The 16,473-nt window shown below is 65.1% G+C and carries 16 protein-coding genes and 1 pseudogene; 7 read left to right on the top strand and 10 right to left on the bottom strand.

The annotated features are described in order from the left end of the window. Positions 1–1,746 (bottom strand): annotated as a pseudogene (locus tag NZN28_RS05545) (hypothetical protein); the annotation flags it as partial. A 319-nt stretch (positions 1,747–2,065) separates the two neighbouring features. Here NZN28_RS05545 and NZN28_RS05540 point away from each other — a divergent pair. The 7 genes from NZN28_RS05540 (at position 2,066) to NZN28_RS05510 (ending at position 8,731) form a co-directional block, all read left to right on the top strand. Beyond that, complete coding sequence (locus tag NZN28_RS05540; protein ID WP_295395922.1) at positions 2,066–2,953, top strand: NAD(P)-dependent oxidoreductase; 888 nt, start codon at positions 2,066–2,068, stop codon at positions 2,951–2,953. A gap of 243 nt (positions 2,954–3,196) precedes the next feature. Beyond that, the gene (locus NZN28_RS05535; RefSeq protein WP_295395921.1) at positions 3,197–3,694 is read left to right on the top strand and encodes a hypothetical protein; all 498 of its coding nucleotides are present in this window, start codon (positions 3,197–3,199) and stop codon (positions 3,692–3,694) included. A 56-nt stretch (positions 3,695–3,750) separates the two neighbouring features. Beyond that, a complete protein-coding gene (locus NZN28_RS05530) occupies positions 3,751–4,806 on the top strand; it encodes a MoxR family ATPase (RefSeq protein WP_295395919.1) in 1,056 nt (351 codons plus the stop codon). 9 nt (positions 4,807–4,815) lie between these two features. Beyond that, complete coding sequence (locus tag NZN28_RS05525; RefSeq protein WP_295395917.1) at positions 4,816–5,808, top strand: DUF58 domain-containing protein; 993 nt, start codon at positions 4,816–4,818, stop codon at positions 5,806–5,808. Continuing rightward, the gene (locus NZN28_RS05520) at positions 5,805–6,869 is read left to right on the top strand and encodes a VWA domain-containing protein (protein WP_295395915.1); all 1,065 of its coding nucleotides are present in this window, start codon (positions 5,805–5,807) and stop codon (positions 6,867–6,869) included. Before NZN28_RS05525 ends, NZN28_RS05520 begins: the two co-directional genes overlap by 4 nt. Before the next feature lie 8 nt (positions 6,870–6,877). After that, entirely contained in the window at positions 6,878–7,774 is an 897-nt protein-coding gene (locus tag NZN28_RS05515; protein ID WP_295395914.1) for a VWA domain-containing protein, read from the top strand. Beyond that, on the top strand, positions 7,775–8,731 hold the full coding sequence (locus NZN28_RS05510; protein ID WP_295395912.1) for a VWA domain-containing protein: 957 nt from the start codon (positions 7,775–7,777) through the stop codon (positions 8,729–8,731). Positions 8,732–8,918: 187 nt separating this feature from the next. On the opposite strand, the gene NZN28_RS05505 is transcribed toward NZN28_RS05510, so the two are convergent. The 9 genes from NZN28_RS05505 to NZN28_RS05465 are packed head-to-tail and all read right to left on the bottom strand — an operon-like array spanning position 8,919 to position 16,470. Continuing rightward, positions 8,919–9,527: an LON peptidase substrate-binding domain-containing protein gene (locus tag NZN28_RS05505; protein ID WP_295395910.1), complete on the bottom strand. Its 609-nt coding sequence runs from the start codon at positions 9,525–9,527 to the stop codon at positions 8,919–8,921. Positions 9,528–9,532: 5 nt separating this feature from the next. Continuing rightward, the gene (locus NZN28_RS05500; RefSeq protein WP_295395908.1) at positions 9,533–9,979 is read right to left on the bottom strand and encodes a thioesterase family protein; all 447 of its coding nucleotides are present in this window, start codon (positions 9,977–9,979) and stop codon (positions 9,533–9,535) included. A gap of 27 nt (positions 9,980–10,006) precedes the next feature. Then, positions 10,007–11,350 carry a phenylacetate--CoA ligase gene (locus NZN28_RS05495; RefSeq protein WP_295395924.1) on the bottom strand — a complete coding sequence of 448 codons (1,344 nt, stop codon included), beginning with the start codon at positions 11,348–11,350 and terminating at the stop codon, positions 10,007–10,009. A 15-nt stretch (positions 11,351–11,365) separates the two neighbouring features. Continuing rightward, on the bottom strand, positions 11,366–11,521 hold the full coding sequence (locus NZN28_RS05490) for a hypothetical protein (protein ID WP_295395906.1): 156 nt from the start codon (positions 11,519–11,521) through the stop codon (positions 11,366–11,368). Continuing rightward, positions 11,518–12,267, bottom strand: a complete 750-nt coding sequence (locus NZN28_RS05485) for an SDR family oxidoreductase (protein WP_295395904.1) — start codon at positions 12,265–12,267, stop codon at positions 11,518–11,520. The genes NZN28_RS05490 and NZN28_RS05485 overlap by 4 nt, the downstream gene beginning before the upstream one ends. Positions 12,268–12,313: 46 nt before the next feature. After that, positions 12,314–13,519, bottom strand: coding sequence for an acetyl-CoA C-acyltransferase (locus NZN28_RS05480; protein ID WP_295395902.1), 1,206 nt, complete (start codon positions 13,517–13,519; stop codon positions 12,314–12,316). Positions 13,520–13,551: 32 nt separating this feature from the next. Next, positions 13,552–13,929, bottom strand: a complete 378-nt coding sequence (gene paaI, locus NZN28_RS05475; protein ID WP_295395901.1) for a hydroxyphenylacetyl-CoA thioesterase PaaI — start codon at positions 13,927–13,929, stop codon at positions 13,552–13,554. A 2-nt stretch (positions 13,930–13,931) separates the two neighbouring features. Further along, a complete protein-coding gene (locus tag NZN28_RS05470) occupies positions 13,932–14,663 on the bottom strand; it encodes an ABC transporter ATP-binding protein (RefSeq protein WP_295395899.1) in 732 nt (243 codons plus the stop codon). 40 nt (positions 14,664–14,703) lie between these two features. Then, positions 14,704–16,470: a branched-chain amino acid ABC transporter ATP-binding protein/permease gene (locus NZN28_RS05465; RefSeq protein WP_295395897.1), complete on the bottom strand. Its 1,767-nt coding sequence runs from the start codon at positions 16,468–16,470 to the stop codon at positions 14,704–14,706. Between the last annotated feature and the right edge of the window lie 3 nt (positions 16,471–16,473).

The following is a 16,473-nucleotide window of genomic DNA, read 5'->3' as shown; positions in this document are numbered from 1 at the left end:
TTTTTCGGGGCGGGGCTTCATTTTTTGGTTTTTATACTGGTATAATTTTTTTTTTACCCCGTTTGGGGGGTTGCGGTTTTTGGGCCACCTTTCCCGCCCCTGGGGGGGGTTCTTGGGGGGGGGGGGTTTAGCGGGAGGGTTCTCGCCGCCGTCCTGCTGCCCGCCGTTCACAAAAACCTTGCCATCGGCCAGCAATGTGGCATTGAGATGGGTGCGGCTGTACTGCATGTTGGGCCCTTGTTTCATCACGGGGGGGGTGGTTGAGCTTTGCCCAAGCTCGAGGTGCAGGCTGGTCTTGCCGTTGCGCGTGTTGTTGAGGGCAAAGATAACCAACTCGCCGTTGGGGTAGGTATCGGCGGCGTATCCCCCGCCAATCACCAGGATCTTGCCGGGCTCATACATGACCGAGGTGCCATAAACCCGGTGGGCATCGTAGGGGATGCCGTGGTTGGTGGACTCCCAGATGCCCTTCCACTGGCCCTGTTGCCAGTCCAGCAAGCCTTTTTGCTTACCCGCCCCCGAGAGGAAGGCCAGGCCGTTGGGGGCGATGTGCCACCAGGGGTAGTAGTGCTCAAAGGACTGTACATCGGCGGCGGTGGCCTCGAGCATTCGCAAGCTGCCGCTGTCGGGGCTGTAGATTTCGAAGGCGTTGTTGAAGGCGGTACCCCTGGCGTTTTGCGTCTTGATTCCGGTCGAGAGACCGGGGCCATTGGCGATGGAACTGAAGCTTTTGCCCAGGGCCAGCCCTTCTGGACAGATACCGGAAGGTGTGCGGCAGGGGTTGTTGGGGTTGCTGGAAGAGCCCTCCTCAAACGCGGGGTCGGGCTCGGCGGTGCCGCCGGTAATCATCACCTCGCCGTTCGGTAGCTTGGTGAGGGTGGGGTACCAGCGGTCACGCCACATATCGGGCGTCATGGGCCCGGGCCCCAGGTTCCAGGTATTGGTTCTGGGATCGAACAGGTTGGTGCGCAGGCTGCCCCACTCCAGGCCCCGGTTGCCTCCGGCGGTGAAGAAGCGGCCATCGGTAAGGACGGTGAAGCCGGCGCAGAACAGGTCGGTGCCTTTGGGCTGGCCGCTGACGGTGCGGCCATTCTGCTGGCTGCCGTTGCCAAAGCTTATGTCTTCAAAGGTATTGCTGTCGGGGTTCCAGAGCACCGCCATGGTGCCGTCTTCCTGGGCCGGAGGGTCGTTGCGGCGGTCCCGCTGGTGGTCGCTGGTGAGTTCACGGTAGCGTCCAATGTCGTCGGAGGCGTACCAGGCAATAACCTTGCCGTTGGGCAGCAAGGCCACGTAGGTGGCCACCACCGGCCAGTTGGGCACCACCGGCCCAAAACAGCCAATGGTGGGCGCGTCGGCAGGGTTGCTCTGGCAGCGGGCCGGCACCGGCACAGGGTTGGACTCGACCCAGGCGCTCTGGCCGTTGGCGGTGCGCGTGCGAATACGGTAGGTGAAGGTTTTGCCTCCACTCACGATCTGGGTGTCGTCGTGGTTGCTGCTGCTCAGGCCACTGGCCAGCGACTGGTAGCCCTGGCCACCCTCCCTGCGCTCGATTTCGAAGCTGGGGTTGGTAAGGCCGTCGGGTGCTTTCCAGGTGAGCTTCACATGCGTAGGGGAGACCGCGTAGGCCAGCACGTTGCGCGGAGGCTCGAGCGTGGCAGGGGGTTGGGGTGTGGACTGTGGACATCCGGTAATCAGCATAGCCAAAGCCACTCCAAGCCCGCCCGCTTTGAAAAAAGGTATCTTCATACGTGCTGTCCTCCTGGCTGTGCCCAGACCTTTGTGAGAAACGGTAAAAGATAACCTCGGTACTGCGAGTAAGCACCCGTCTCCCAAGGCGAGGTTAGCCTCAGCATAGGCGTACTTTTGTCCTTTACGGAGGTTATTTCTGTGAACCGGGCCGTTATCTTGATGACACGTGTGCAGGGTGGATAAAAAACCGTGTCGTTATGGATCTGATTGTGTAACGCAGGCAGTTTTAACACGGCATGTAATGTGTATCCCAGGCGAGCGCTATCATTTTCAGCGCCGTGTAGCAAAGCAGCGCGGTCAGTTTATGATTGAAACCATGCAAAAGGGAGCCTTGAAGACAGCGTTTATCGGGCTTGGGGCCATGGGATACCCAATGGCGGGGCATCTGGCCAGAAAGTACGAAACCCTGGTCTGGAACCGTACCTTTGCCAAGGCCGAAGCCCACGCGAAAGAGTTCGGCTCGAGGGCCGTGGAGCTACCCGAGGTGGCCCAGGCCGATATTATCCTGACCTGCCTGCCCACTTCCCTCGAGGTTGACGAACTCGCCCGGCAGCTTCTGCCCCACCTGCGCCCCGGAACGCTCTGGGTAGACCACACCTCGGGTGAGCCGGAGCTGGCCCAGAAGACGGCCCGGATGCTTCAGGAGAAAGGGGTCTCGTATCTCGATGCCTGCCTGTCGGGGGGCGTGGCGGGTGCGGTTCAGGCCAGGGCCACCGTCATGGCCGGGGGCTCGGCGGAGGATTTTGCCAGGGCCAGGCCGGTGATGGAGGCCTACGCCGCCAAGATTGTGCACGTGGGGCCGCTGGGGTCGGGCCACGCGGTAAAGGCCGTCAACAACGCCCTGCTGGCGGTGAACCTGTGGGCCTTGAGCGAGGGCATGGTGGCCCTGGTCAAGCAGGGGGTGGAGGCGAAGCTCGCCCTGGAGGTGATCAACGCCTCCTCGGGGCGCTCCAACGTGAGCGAGAATTTATTTGGTCAGCGGGTCATTTCACGCCAGTTTCCCAACACCTTCGCCCTGGGCTTGCTGGCCAAGGATATGGGGATTTGTGTGAAGGTACTCGAGGCCGCCGGAACGCCGGCCCCCATGCTCCGGCAGGTACGGGAGTTCTTCGAGATTGCCCGGCGCGAAGTGGGCTCCGCCGAGGTAGACCACACGGCGGTGGCGCAACTGCTGGAGAAGTGGTCGGGGGTGGAGATCAAGTAGGGGTGGCTGTTGGGCTGACAAGATACCCGCCGGGGTTGGCCCTGCTCGCCAGGGCGGGCCATACCTGATGCGCTCTAAACCCCACATTTGCAGGGCAGGTCTGGAAGGTCAATCTGTAGGTGCCTTGCGGCCTGTTTATCCCAGGCGCACCCGCTGCGGGCCTCGAGGCTTGAATGAGAAGTTCGGCGACGCAAACGTAGAGCATTCTCAGATTGAACCCAGTATTGCATCATAAAGTAAAGCATGGCGCAGGTCAGCATGGGTCGGCTACTCAAACCCCTGCGGTTGGGTTTGGTCACGATGGCTTTGCTGGGCATGGGGTTTGTGGCCGGTCGGCTGTCGGCCCAACCAGGGCCAGGTGGTTCCCTCGAGGCCCGGCAGGGGGTCAGGCTGCAACCGGTTCAGTTTGACCGGCAGCAGCTTCTGCCGGCGCCCGACCCCCGCGAGTTAATCCCGCTTCAGCCGGGGCCGGGGCAGGGGCCAGGCCAGCCGCAGCCGGGACAGGGGCAGGAGGAGTGCCCCATCCTGATTTATCAGGATGGCCAGCTGTACCGCTTCGACCTGCCCGGGCCTCAGATGCCGGGGCCGGGGGGCTTGCAGCCCGGGCCGGGCCTGCCGGGCGGCTCTCCCGAACTCATCCCGCTCGAGCCGGGCACACCTTCCCTACCGGGCCCGCCTTCGTCGCCCACACCCTCTCCGGCACCAACGCCCCCGGAGGCCAATCCGGATCAGTCTATTTGAGCTTTCGTCTTGGTCTTGCGCAGCAAAGCAGGTTTTAGTGACCAGCAGAGGTTCTTATGAGTGAAGCCGCCAAACCCGCCCTCGAGCCCCAGGCCGTAATGGATGCCGCCGCCAGGTTGCGCACGCTGTTGCTGGAGGTCAAGAAGGTCATTGTCGGACAGGATTTGATGCTCGAGCGCATGGTGGTGGCGCTTCTGGCGCGGGGCCACATCCTGATTGAGGGGGTGCCGGGGCTGGCCAAAACCCTGGCCATCAAGACCATGGCCGAGGCCATCGGGGCCAGCTTCAAGCGCATCCAGTTCACCCCCGATCTGGTGCCTGCCGACCTGGTGGGGACGCGCATCTACAACCCCAAGGAGGCCAGCTTCGAGGTGGAGTTGGGCCCCATTTTCGCCAACCTGATTCTGGCCGACGAAATCAACCGGGCTCCCGCCAAGATTCAATCGGCCCTGCTCGAGGCCATGCAGGAACGCCAGGTCACCATCGGCCACGAGACCTTCAAGCTGCCCGACCCCTTTCTGGTGCTGGCAACCCAGAACCCCATCGAGTCGGAGGGCACCTACTTCCTGCCCGAGGCCCAGGTGGACCGCTTCATGTTCAAGGTCTGGATTGACTACCCTGCCTTCTACGAGGAGATGACCGTGGTTGACCGGGTGTCCGGCAAGTTCGAGCGGGTGGCCGAGGTGCTCACCGGCGACGACCTGCGGGCCTTGCAAGCCATGGCCGACCAGGTTCACGTCCACCAGGCCGTAACCGAGTACGCGGTGCGGCTGACCCGCGCCACCCGCGACCCGGGCGAGGTGGGCCTCTCGAGCCTCAAGAAGTACATCAGCTTTGGCGGAAGCCCCCGCGCCAGCGTGAACCTGATTCTGGGCGCCAAGGCCCTGGCCATCGTGCGGGGCCGCGAGTACGTCCTGCCCGAGGATGTGCGCGACCTGGCCCCCGAGGTCTTGCGCCACCGGGTCATCCTGTCCTACGAGGCGCTGGCCGACGAGGTGAAGCTCGAGGATCTGGTGCAGAAGATTATTGCGGCCACGCCCCTGCCCAAGGTGCACATTGGCGACCCCTACCGCGATACCCGCGGGGCGGTCTCGGAAAATCCTTCGGCCTGAGGGGGGCCTATGCTGTTTCGACGAGCCCGCAAAAACAAAATTGAAATCACCCTGGCGCCGGAGCCCAAAGAGGTTCGGCCCGGCCAGCGCGAGCTGCCGGTGGAGCTATTGCGGAAGCTCGAGTTCAGGGTCTTGAAACGGCTGGACGGTTTTTTGTTTGGCGATTACACCGGCTTTTTTTACGGCCCCAGCCTGGATTTGGCCGAGGTGCGGGAGTACCAGCCGGGCGACGAGGTGCGGCGCATTGACTGGAACGTAACCGCCCGCACCGGCAAAATTCACATCCGCCAGTACCGCGAAGAGAAGGAGGTGACGGTCTGGCTGGTGGTGGATTTGTCGGCCTCGATGCGCTTTGGCACCCGGCGGGTGTTGAAGCAGGAAGAGGCGCTGGAGTTTGTGGGCACCGCAGCAGCCATCGTGGGGCGCCACGGGGATAAGGTGGGGGCCATTGGCTTTTCTGAAGCGGGCATGCGGGTGATTCCTCCGGGCACAGGCCGACGGCAGGCCCTGCGAATCCTGCACGAGCTGGATGGCTTGCTGGGGCCAAGCAAGGCGGACAGGGCCCAACCCTCTGCGCCGCTTTCCGGCTCTTTGGAACAGGCCCTCGAGTACGCCGCCCGAACCCTCAAGCGCCGCACCCTTTTGTTTGTGGTGTCCGACTTTTTGAGCCCCAACCCGGAGGAGCCCTCCTGGGCGCAGGGGCTGCGCCGGCTGGCCTACCGGCACGATGTGGTGGCGGTACGCATCTTCGACCCCGCCGAAAAAGAGCTGCCCAGAGCGGGCGAGCTGCGGATGCGCGACCCGGAGAGCGGGGAGGAGTTCTGGATTGATACCGGCGACCCCAGGGTGCGCCGCGCCCACGCGGCGCTGGTGCAGGCCCGCGAGGCGGCGCTCGAGCGCACCCTGCGGGCTGCCCAGGTAGATGTGCTCTCGCTGTCCACTGCACAGGAAATTGTGGAACCTCTGCTGAAATTCACCTTGCGGAGAAGGGGGCGAAGATGAGCTTTACCTGGCCTGCTTTCCTGTGGCTGTTGCTGTTGATACCGCTGTTGGGGGCTTTTTTGGTCTGGGTCCATCGGCGACGGGAACGTACCGCCCTGGCCTTTGCCGAGGCCCACCTGCTGCCTGCGGTGGTGCGCCAGCCGCCCAGTGCCCACGTACGCTGGCCCCTGGCCCTGCAACTGCTGGCGCTGTTTCTTTTGCTGTTTGCAGCAGCCCGTCCGGTGGCCAGCCCGCCCCTGCCCACCAACAAGGCCGCGGTGGTGCTGGCCGTGGACACCTCGCGCTCCATGCTGGCCACCGATCTAAACCCCAGCCGCCTGGAAGCGGCCAAGGCCACCGCCCGCAAGTTTATTGAGCTATCGCCCCCCACCACCCAGATTGGGCTGGTCAGCTTTTCCGACTCGGCTTCGGCCCTGGTGATGCCCACCACCGACCGGCAGAAGCTGTTGGAGGCCATCGAGCGGCTCAAGCCGGCCCAGAACACCTCCATCGAGAACGCCATCGTGACCGGGGTGCGGATGTTGCCCGGGCGCAGGCAGCTCAGGCCCCCTGCCGAGCTACAGCCCCCCGGCCTGGGGCAGCCCGACCCCCTGCAGGGCGTGCCCGATTTACCAACCCCGCAAGCTACCCCCTCCCCCAAAAACCTGCCGCCGGGGAGCGTGGTCATTCTGTCGGATGGGGCCTCCAACGTGAGCAACAACCCTGGACTGCCCACCCGCAGCAGCCTCGAGATCGCGGCCCGTTTTGCCAAGGAGCACAACGTCCGGCTTTACACCTTTCCGATGGGGCAGCCCGGCGGTACGGTGGCCCAGATTGAAGGGCGCAACTACTACATTCCCTTTGAGCCCCGAAACCTCGAGCAACTGGCCCAGGCCACGGGCGGCAAGCACACCTTTCCACCCACCGAGGAGGCGCTGCGGGCGATTGTCAAAGAGCTGGGCACGGTGATCCGCTGGGAGGGCACCAGAACCGAAATCTCCGCGCTGCTTTCGGCGGTGGCGGCCCTTTTGATGGTGGTGGCGGCGGGGCTGAGCCTACGCTGGCAGCGAAGGGTTCCGTAGGAGGGCCGATGGGTTTTTTGGCGCCCTGGAACCTGCTAGCCCTGCTGGGACTGCTGGCTTTGGGGGTGGTGTATTGGCGGCTGCGGCAGGGCCCCTCCAGCAGCCATGTCTGGTTTCCGGGGGCCGGACGGCTGGGCGCTGAGGCGCCCAGAACCCTGTGGCAACACCTGCCCGCCCTGGCCTTTTTTCTGGCCCTGGCGGCGGCCCTGATCGCCACGGCCCGTCCAACCCTGCGCCTATTGATGCCCGAGAACCTGGCCGCAGTCATCCTGGCCATCGAAAACGGCTGGTCCATGCGCCAGACCGATATCGCCCCCAACCGCATGGCCGCGACCCAGATGGCCGCCAAAGCGCTGGTCGAGAAGCTGCCCCCCCAGGTCAAGGTCGGGGTGGTCACCTTCTCCGGCTATGGAACGCTGTTGCTGCCCCCCACCACCGACCGCCACGAGTTTCGCCAGGCCATTGACCACCTCGACCTGGGCGGGGGGTTTTCGTTCACCTACGGCTTGCAAGCGGCCCTCGAGGCCCTGCCCGAAAACCCGCCCGAGGGGGTCAGCCCGGGGGTGATTGTGCTGTTTTCCCACGGGCACGACGTATCCGGCAACGACCCCCTCAAGATGGCCGATGAGGCCTTGCGGCGGGGCATCCGGGTTCATGCCATCGGGGTTGGCACCCACGGCCACAACTTTGACGAGGAGATGCTCAAAAAAGTGGCCGAACGCACGGGGGGTCGTTACTACCCTATCTTCTCGGCCCGCGATTTGAGCCATGCCCACGCCGAGCTGGGCCGGGTGCTGGGCTGGCGGCCCCAGACCCTCGAGGCCAGCGGGATTCTGAGCCTGCTGGCCGCGCTCTTGCTGGGCTTGAGCCTTGGCGGGTCGGCCCTGAGGCGGCAGGTGGTTTGAATGGTGTTCATCTGGCCCTGGGCGCTTATTTTGCTGCTCCTGGTGCCGGGGTTGGTCTGGCTTTACCTTCGTGGCCTGCGCCCCCCTGCGGAGTCGGGGGTGTTGCATCCGGACGCGGCCCTGCTGGCGCGGGCCTCGAGGCCAGCCCAATCCGGGCTGCACCTCCCGGCGGGATTGTATTTGCTGGCACTGGTGGCGGCGATTGTAGCCCTGGCCCGACCCACCCTTCCGGTCTTGCAGGCCGATCCCCGCGCGGCGGTGGTGCTGACGGTGGACATCAGCCGCTCGATGCAGGCCACCGATATACTGCCCAGCCGCTTCGAGGCGGCCAGGGCCGCCCTGCGAACCTTCATCCGCGAGCTGCCGGAGGGGTTGCAGGTGGCACTGGTCACCTTTTCCCGCGACGCCCAACTGGTGGTACCCCTCACCACCGACCGGGGGCGCCTGCTCGAGGCGGTGGACTTCCTGGATCTGAACCTGGGCACGGCCATCGGCGACGCCATTCTGGAGAGCATAGCGGCCCTGCCGCCCCTCTCCGAACGCGCCGAGGCCCTCGACCCCAAGAGCCTGGCGACCATCATTCTGCTCACCGATGGCCGCAGCCTGGCCGGGGTTGACCCGGTCGAAGCGGCCCGGGAGGCGGCCCGCTTGCAGATTCGGGTTCATGCCATCGGCATTGGTCGGACTTCGGACGGCCCGGTGCCGGGCCTGCCCGAGCAGTATGCGCTGGCCGCGCAGTTCGACGAGGAAACGCTGAAAGAGATTGCCCGGGTGGGGGATGGTCAGTATTTCTTCGTGGACTCGGCAGGCAAACTCAAGGAGGCCTACCGCACCCTGACCCGCCAGATGCAGTGGCGCATCCGCAGGGATGAAGCCACCGCCTACCTGGCCCTGCTGGCCGGGGCGCTCTTGCTGTTGAGCCTGGGGGTGGCTCAGCTCCGGCGCCAGGTGGTCTAGCCTTATCGGGCTTCCCGTCAACCGGCCTCCCGCGGTGAAACTAATGCGCTCGCCCCGACCTGGTTGAACACGGTTGGAGCGGCCAGACAGCGAGCCGGAGTTCGGGGGTAGGGGGCCCTTGATGGAGACCCACCCCCGACCACCTTGTGTGTTGCTTCTAAGCCAAAAGTTTGTATGGGTTGGAACGTTAGGCCTCGGCGGCGCTGCCCGAGAGCGAGCCCTGGCGCATGAGGGTCTGGGCCAGCTCGAGCCGGGCGACCAGCGAAGGGGCCTCCAGCAAGGCCTGCCGGTCCAGGGCCGAAACCCGAAGGTTCACGCACAAAAACGAGGCCTGGTACAGCGGGTCGTCGGGCAGGTTGGCAATGGCCTCTTCCAGCGCCTGCGGGTCGGCTACCCCGGCCACGTAACCCCTAAAGGCCTCCATGGCATCCCAGGCGGCCACAATCTCCTCGCTGCGGGCGGAGCGCTCCAGGGGAAAGGGCCGGTCCAGGGTGGTGTGGTAGAGGTTTTTCTCGAATACCCCCACCCCTTCCACCCGGCAGCGCTCGCCCCCCCGGCACACAATGTTGAAGGTTCCATCGGGGTTTTCCGAGGCGGCCAGCAGGTCCACATAGCCCCCCACCTCCCGGATGCCGGCCTCGGTGGCCAGGGTAATCACAAACCGGCGCTGCTCCTCGCTCTGGGCCAGCAGGTCGCGCACCATCTGCTTGTAGCGCTCCTCGAAGATATATAGGGGAATGAGCAGCCCTGGAAAAACCACGGTCTCCGGCAGGGGGAACAAAGGCAGGCGCTTCATAGGGTTCAATCGGGGGGCGGGCCAAGGCGGGCCTGCCAGCGTTCCTGGAGCTTCTCGAAAATCCGCAGGAGCCTGGCCCGGGGCAGAATCACCTGCTCGGTGTAGCCCTCGCCAATCTGGTCGCCCAGCTCGTTCCAGGCGGTGCACCTGGCGTGCACGCGGTTGCCCTCGGTGCGGAGGTGTTCGGCCACAATGCGAACCTTCATGCCCGGCAGGGCCGAGGCCTGGTGGTCCACGCTCACCTTGGAGCCGATGCCCTCGTCGCCCTCTTCCAGAAAGGGCAGAATAATCTTGCGGCCCGCCAGCTCCATGTGCTTGGCCATCCAGTAGGTGGCATAGACCGGGTGCAGCTTGCCAAGCTGGGGGTCGTCGGGGTGCTCGAAGTCCACGGTCATCTCATCGGTGACGACCGTCTCGAAGCTGGCCTGGTAGCCGGGGGGAATGGGTTTCATAGGCTTTATGTGGGTGGGGGCGAGCCCTCAACCCATTTTACGCAAGTCCGCCACCCGTTTGAGCTTGCCGCCCTCGCTGCGGGGGGCGGTGCCGGGGTTGATGAGCGAGACCCGCACCGAGACGCCTACGTTGTCCTTGATTTTCTTGGCCACCTTCTCGCGCAGGTTGTGCAGCCGGTGGTCGGCCTCGATCACCTCGTCGGAGAGAATCTTCTGACCGATTTCCCGGAAGAAGGGTTCGGAGACCTCGAGCTTCAGCTCCACCTCGTCGAGGGTGCCCTCGCGGGTCAGCACAATCTGGTAGTGCGGGGCCACCTCGGGAATCTCCTTGAGCACGGCCTCAATCTGGGTGGGATAGACGTTCACCCCCCGCACAATCAGCATATCGTCGGTGCGGCCCCGAATCTGGGCCATGCGGGCGTGGGTGCGTCCGGAGGCCCCCGGCTCGCGGGTCAGGTAGGTGAGGTCGCCCGTCCAGTAGCGCAGGATGGGCATGGCCTTCTTGGTCAGGGTGGTCAGCACCAGCACGCCTATCTCGCCCTCCGGCAGGGGTTCGCCGGTCTCGGGGTCCACCACCTCGGGGTAGAAGTGGTCTTCCCAGATGTACGAAAGCCCCTCCCGCTCGCCGACATCTTCGTTGGCCACGCCGGGGCCGATAATCTCCGAGAGGCCGTAGATGTTGGTGGCCTTGACCCCCAGCCCTGCATCCACGTTCTGGCGGATGGCCTCGGTCCAGGGCTCGGCCCCCAGGATGGCGTACTGGAGGCTAATTTCCTCCGGGCTGACCCCCCGGTTCTTGAACTCTTCGGCCAGGGTCTGGGCATAGGAGGGGGTGCAGGAAATCATCTCGGGCTTGAAGTCCTGGATGAGCATGATCTGCCGGTCGGTCATGCCGCCGGAGATGGGCACCACAATCATGCCCAGCTTTTCGGCGCCGCCGTGCAGGCCCAGCCCGCCCGTAAAGAGGCCGTAGCCGTAAGCGTTATGCAACATCATGCCGGGCCGCCCGCCGGCAGCCGCCAGCGAGCGGGCCACCACCTCGGCGAAAATCTCCAGGTCGCCTCTGGTGTAGCCCACCACGGTGGGCTTGCCGGTGGTACCGGAGGAGGCATGGATGCGGGCAAGCTCGTGGCGGGGCACGGCAAAGAGGCCAAAGGGGTAGGTATCGCGCAGGTCTTTCTTTTTGGTAAAGGGCAGCTTGGGCAGGTCTTCGATACCCCGAATGTCGCTGGGCTTCAGCCCTCGTTCGTCGAAGGCCTGCTTGTAGAAGGGCACGCGCTCGTACACGTAGGCCACCTGCTCGCGCAGGCGCTGGCTTTGCAGAAGGGTGAGCTTGGGACGGGGCAGGGTCTCGAGTTCGGGTTGAAACATGGGCATAGGCACCTCTTATAGCCTGACCGGGTCGCCAGGGCAGAAGACCCGGCGTTTGAGGGTTGTGACGGGGTCGCGCCGTGTCCGGGGGCCGTCGGCCCGCAGGCCCACCTCCATCACGCCCGCGCGGATGGGGCCCAGGCTTCCAGAGAGCGGGCAGCGCTCCCTCACAAAGCCGTCATCCCCCCATCCACGGCCAGCACCTGCCCGGTCACGTAGTCGGAGGCCGGACTGCAAAGGTACAGGGCCGCCGCGGCCAGCTCACCCGGCTTGCCGATGCGCCCCAACGGGGTGCGCTCGCGCAGCAGCGGCTCGGTGCGGGCCAGCAGTTTCTCGGTCATGCGGGTGGGGAAGAAGCCCGGCGCCAGGGCGTTGACCCGGATGCCAAAGGGCCCCCACTTGACCGCGAAGTCGCGGGTCAGGGCGATGAGCGCCCCTTTGGAGGCCGAATATGCGGCGGCATCCAGCACCTCGCTGGGACTACCGGCCAGCCCGGCCACCGAGGCGACGTGGAGGATTTTGCCGTAGCCCCGGGCCTTCATGCCGCGGGCGGCAATCCTCGAGGCCAGAAAAGCCCCCGTCACGTTGATGTCCAGCACCTCGCGGATTTTTTCCACCGGCACTTCCAAAGCGTCCTGGCCCCAGGTGACCCCGGCGGCGTTAACCAGGATGTCCACCGGGCCGGTGCGGGCCAAGGCGGCCTCGAGGCTCGCCTCCTCCTGCACGTTGCCCACCAGGGTCAAGGCGTCCGGGATGAGCCGCAGGGCCTCCTCAAAGAAATGCTCGCGCCTGGCCAGCAGGGCCACCCGGGCCCCGGCCTGGCGCAAGGCCAGGGCAATCTCCAGCCCCAGGCCCCGTGAGCCTCCGGTAATGAGGGCGGTCTTGCCGTTCAGGTTGAACTGCTCGAGGACGTTCATGGCTGCCTCCGCCGTTCGAATGCACCTTGCTTGGGCCCGTACCGGGCTACAGGCTCTCCACCACCAGGGCAATGCCCTGGCCCACCCCGATGCACATGGTGGCCAGGCCAAACTGCACCTTGCGGCGCTGCATCTCGTGGACCAGATGGGTCAGGATGCGTGCGCCCGAGGCCCCCAGCGGGTGTCCAATGGCAATGGCCCCGCCGTTTACATTGAGCCGCTCGTCCTCGGCGTCCAGACCCCATTCGTGCAGCACGGCCAGGCTCTGCGCGGCAAAGGCCTCGTTCAGCTCAATCAGGCCAATCTCCTTCAGGGTCAGCCCGGCTCGCTTGAGGGCTTTCTCGGTGGCGGGCACCGGCCCAATGCCCATGATGCGCGGCTCCACGCCCGCGACCGCCATGGCCCGAACCCGGGCCATGGGCTTCAGGCCGTGGGTGTGGGCGTAGCCTCGGGAAGCCAGCAGCACCGCCGCCGCCCCGTCGTTGAGCGAAGAGGAATTGCCAGCGGTCACGCTGCCCCCCTGCCGGAAAACCGGCTTGAGCTTGGCCAGGGCCTCGAGGCTGGTGTCGGCCCGGGGCCCCTCGTCGGCCTGAATCAGGGTGGCGTGGCCCTTGCGGTCTTTTACCTCGACCGGCACCATCTGGCTTTGCAGCACCCCGCGCTCCTGGGCCCTCAGGGCTTTCTGGTGGGAGTGCAGGGCAAAGCGATCCTGGGCCTCGCGGGGTATTTTGTACTGCTCGGCCAGGTTTTCGGCGGTCTCGCCCATGGCCTCGGTGCCGTAAAGGGCCTTCATCTGGGGGTTGACCAGCCGCCAGCCTAAGGTGGTGTCGTAGAGGGTCACATTGCCGGTGGCAAAACCCTTCTCGGCCTTGGGCATCACCCAGGGGGCCCGGCTCATGCTCTCCACGCCCGCCCCGATGTACACCTGCCCCTCGCCCAGCATCAAGGCCCGGGCGGCGTTGGCCACCGCGTCCAGCCCGCTGCCGCACAGCCGGTTGATGGTGGTGCCCCCCACTTCCACGGGGAAGCCCGCCAGGAGCAGCGACATGCGGGCCACGTTGCGGTTGTCCTCGCCGGCCTGGTTGGCGCAGCCCATATAGACGTCCTCCACGTCGCCGGCGGGGATGCCGGTGCGCTCCAGCAGTGCTTTGAGTGGCAAAGCCCCCAGGTCGTCGGGCCGTACCGAGGCCAGAACCCCCCCGTGCTTGCCGACTGGGGTGCGTACGGCATCAATAATGAGCGCTTCTTCCATAGCTACGATCCATATCTCCTCTCCTCACAATTTTAGGCCGAAGCCTCCATCCGATAGACGGTTCCCAAAAACAAGGCCACCACCTGGCCCTCCCGCTGAATTTCGATGCGGTAGGTGGCGGTGCGGCGGCCCAGGTTTTCTTCGCTGGCGTGGGCCTCGAGGTAATCGCCGTTCTTCACGGCTTTGAAGTACTGCATCTGGGTGGTGAGCGCCACCGCCGGGGTGCCGTGGGCGTTGGAGGCCAGCGCGAAGGCGGCATCGGCCAGGCTGTACAAAAAGCCGCCGTGGCACGAGCCGTGGATGTTGAGGTGCTCGGGCTTCACGCGGGCGGCCACCACCGCTTTTCCGGGTTCAATGCTCAGGGTTTGTAGACCCAGCAACTGCATGTAGGGATCGGTGGTCGCGCTCATGGTCAGGCTTCGGTCTTGGTGCGGATGCCCAGGTAGCTCTCGATGACCCGTGGATCGTGGAGCAGTTCCTGGCCCCGGCCTTCCATCACCAGCTCGCCGGCCTCGAGCACATACCCCCTATCGGCCAGCTTGAGGGCCATGCGGGCGTTCTGTTCCACCACCAGAATGGGCACGCCCTGGGTTTTGAGTTCGGCCAGGATGTGAAAAATCTCCTGCACAATCAGGGGGGCCAGCCCCAGGCTGGGCTCGTCGAGCAGCAGCAGTTTGGGCCGGGCCATCAGGGCCCGCCCGATGGCCAGCATCTGCTGCTCGCCCCCGGACATGGTGCCCGCCAGCTGCTTGCGGCGCTCGCGCAGGCGAGGAAAAAGCGTATAGACGCGCTCGAGGTCTTCCCGGATGCCCTTCTCGCGCCGCTGGTATCGGGTAAAGGCCCCCAGGAGCAGGTTGTCCTCCACCTCCATGGAGGCGAACAACTCGCGCTTTTCCGGCACCATCACCAGGCCCTGCGAGGCCAGTTGCTCGGGGCTGCGACGGCTTTGGACTTGCCCCTGGTAGCGCACCGTGCCGCTGGTGCTCACCAGGCCCACAATGCCCTTGAGGGTGCTGCTCTTGCCCGCCCCGTTGGGGCCAATCAGGGTGATGGCCTCGCCTGCGCCCACCGAAAGGCTCAGGTTGCGAACAGCCTCCACCGCCCCGTAGCGCACGGTAAGGTTTTGCACTTCCAGTACGCTCATCCTTGCTCCTTTGCCCTGGGCTTACCGCCGTCTGCGCCCTTCACGCCGCCTCCCCCAGGTAGGCCTCGATCACCTTGGGGTTGCGCTGCACCTCGGCGGGGGTGCCTTCGGCCAGCTTTTCCCCATAATGCATGACGACCACGCGATCGACCAGCCCCATCACCAGATCCATATCGTGATCCACCAGCAGCACCGTGACCCCTTCGTTGACCAGCTTGCGAATCAGGGCCGCGAACTGCCGTTTTTCCCCGGCCCGCAGCCCAGCAGCCGGTTCATCCAACAGCAGCACCTCCGGCCCCGAGGCCAGAGCGCGGGCAATTTCCAGCAGGCGCAGTTGCCCGATGGCCAGGCCATCGGCTTTTTGATGGGCAATCTGGGCCAGACCCACCCGCTCGAGGGCCCGGTAGGCTTCGGCCAGAGCGGCTTGCTCCTCGGCCTGGGCCAGCCCGAACATGGAGGCCACCAGGCCCCGCCGGGTGCGGGCATAGGTGCCCAGGGCGGCGTTTTCCAGCACGGTCATCTCAGGAAAGAGGTGGGGGTGCTGGAAGGTGCGGGCAATACCCAGCCGATGAACCTCGTAGGGCATCCGCCCCGAAACGACCTGCCCCTTGAAGCGCACCTCGCCTCGAGTGGGCGGGAAGACCGAGGTAATCATGTTGAAGCAGGTAGACTTGCCGGCCCCGTTGGGGCCAATCAGGGCCAGAATCTCGCCCCGACGAAGCTGGAAGCTCATGCTGTTCACCGCCAGCAGGCCGCCAAACTGCTTGGTCAGGTTGTGCACCTCGAGCACCACCTCCCCCGCTGGCCCGGCGGCCAGGCGGGCTGGCAGCCCCGGGCCGGTGGGGTTTTGCGCTTTAGCCTTGGGCAGGTAGCGCTCGATGAAGGGCCACAGGCCCTTGGGCGCAAACATCAGGATGGTCACCAGAATCAGGCCGTAGGCGATTATCTCGTAGTTTCCGGTGCGGCCAAAGATGCGCGGTAAAAGCCCTTTGAGGATTTCCTCGAGGCCCGTCACCAGCCCCGAGCCCAGAATCACCCCCGGTATGCTGCCCACCCCACCCGCTACGGCGGCAATCAGGTACTTGATGGAGGCGTCGAGGCTGAAGGGGGTGGGGCTGATGAACTTCTGGTAGTGCACATACAGCCAGCCTGCCACCCCGGCGTAGATGGCCGAGAGCACGAAGACCTGGAGCTTCAAGACCGCCGGGTTGACCCCAAAGCTGGCTGCTGCGATGGCGTCTCCCTTGGAAGCCCGCATGGCCCGCCCGATGCGGCTGTTGGTCAGGTTCCAGGCGGTCCAGGCCCCCAGCAACACAAAGAACCAGGCCAGGTAGAAGTAGCTTCTCGAGTCGCCGAGCGTCCAGCCAAAAATTGAAACCGGCGGAACCCCGCGCAGGCCGGTGTGGCCCCCGGTCAGGCTGATCCAGCTGCCCATCAGGATAAACAGCGCCATACACCAGGCGATGGTGGAGAGGGGCAGGTAGTGGCCCTTCAGGCGAACCGTAATCCCCCCCAGAACCACGGCCCCGCCCACCGCAATCAACACCCCCAGGGGTAGCGTGAGCCAGGGGTTCCAACCCTGCCCGATGGTCAAAAGGGCGGTGGTGTATGCCGCCAGGCCCATGAAGGCGGCCTGGCCGAAACTGGTCATGCCGGAAAGCCCGGTCAGCAAGTAAAGCCCCAGGGCCACCAGCGCCCCAAAAGCGATGTAATTGCCGATGCTCAGATAAAACGAAGAGGCCGGCAACAACAAGGGCACCCCCAGGAGCAGCGCCACGGCGGCCAGTGTCAAGGGAGAGGGTCTCATTCA

The organism is Meiothermus sp. (assembly GCF_025056915.1).
In the GTDB taxonomy this organism is placed as follows: domain Bacteria; phylum Deinococcota; class Deinococci; order Deinococcales; family Thermaceae; genus Meiothermus.
The sequence above is the reverse complement of the archived record's forward strand: the minus strand, read 5'-3'. Positions and strand labels throughout refer to the sequence as shown.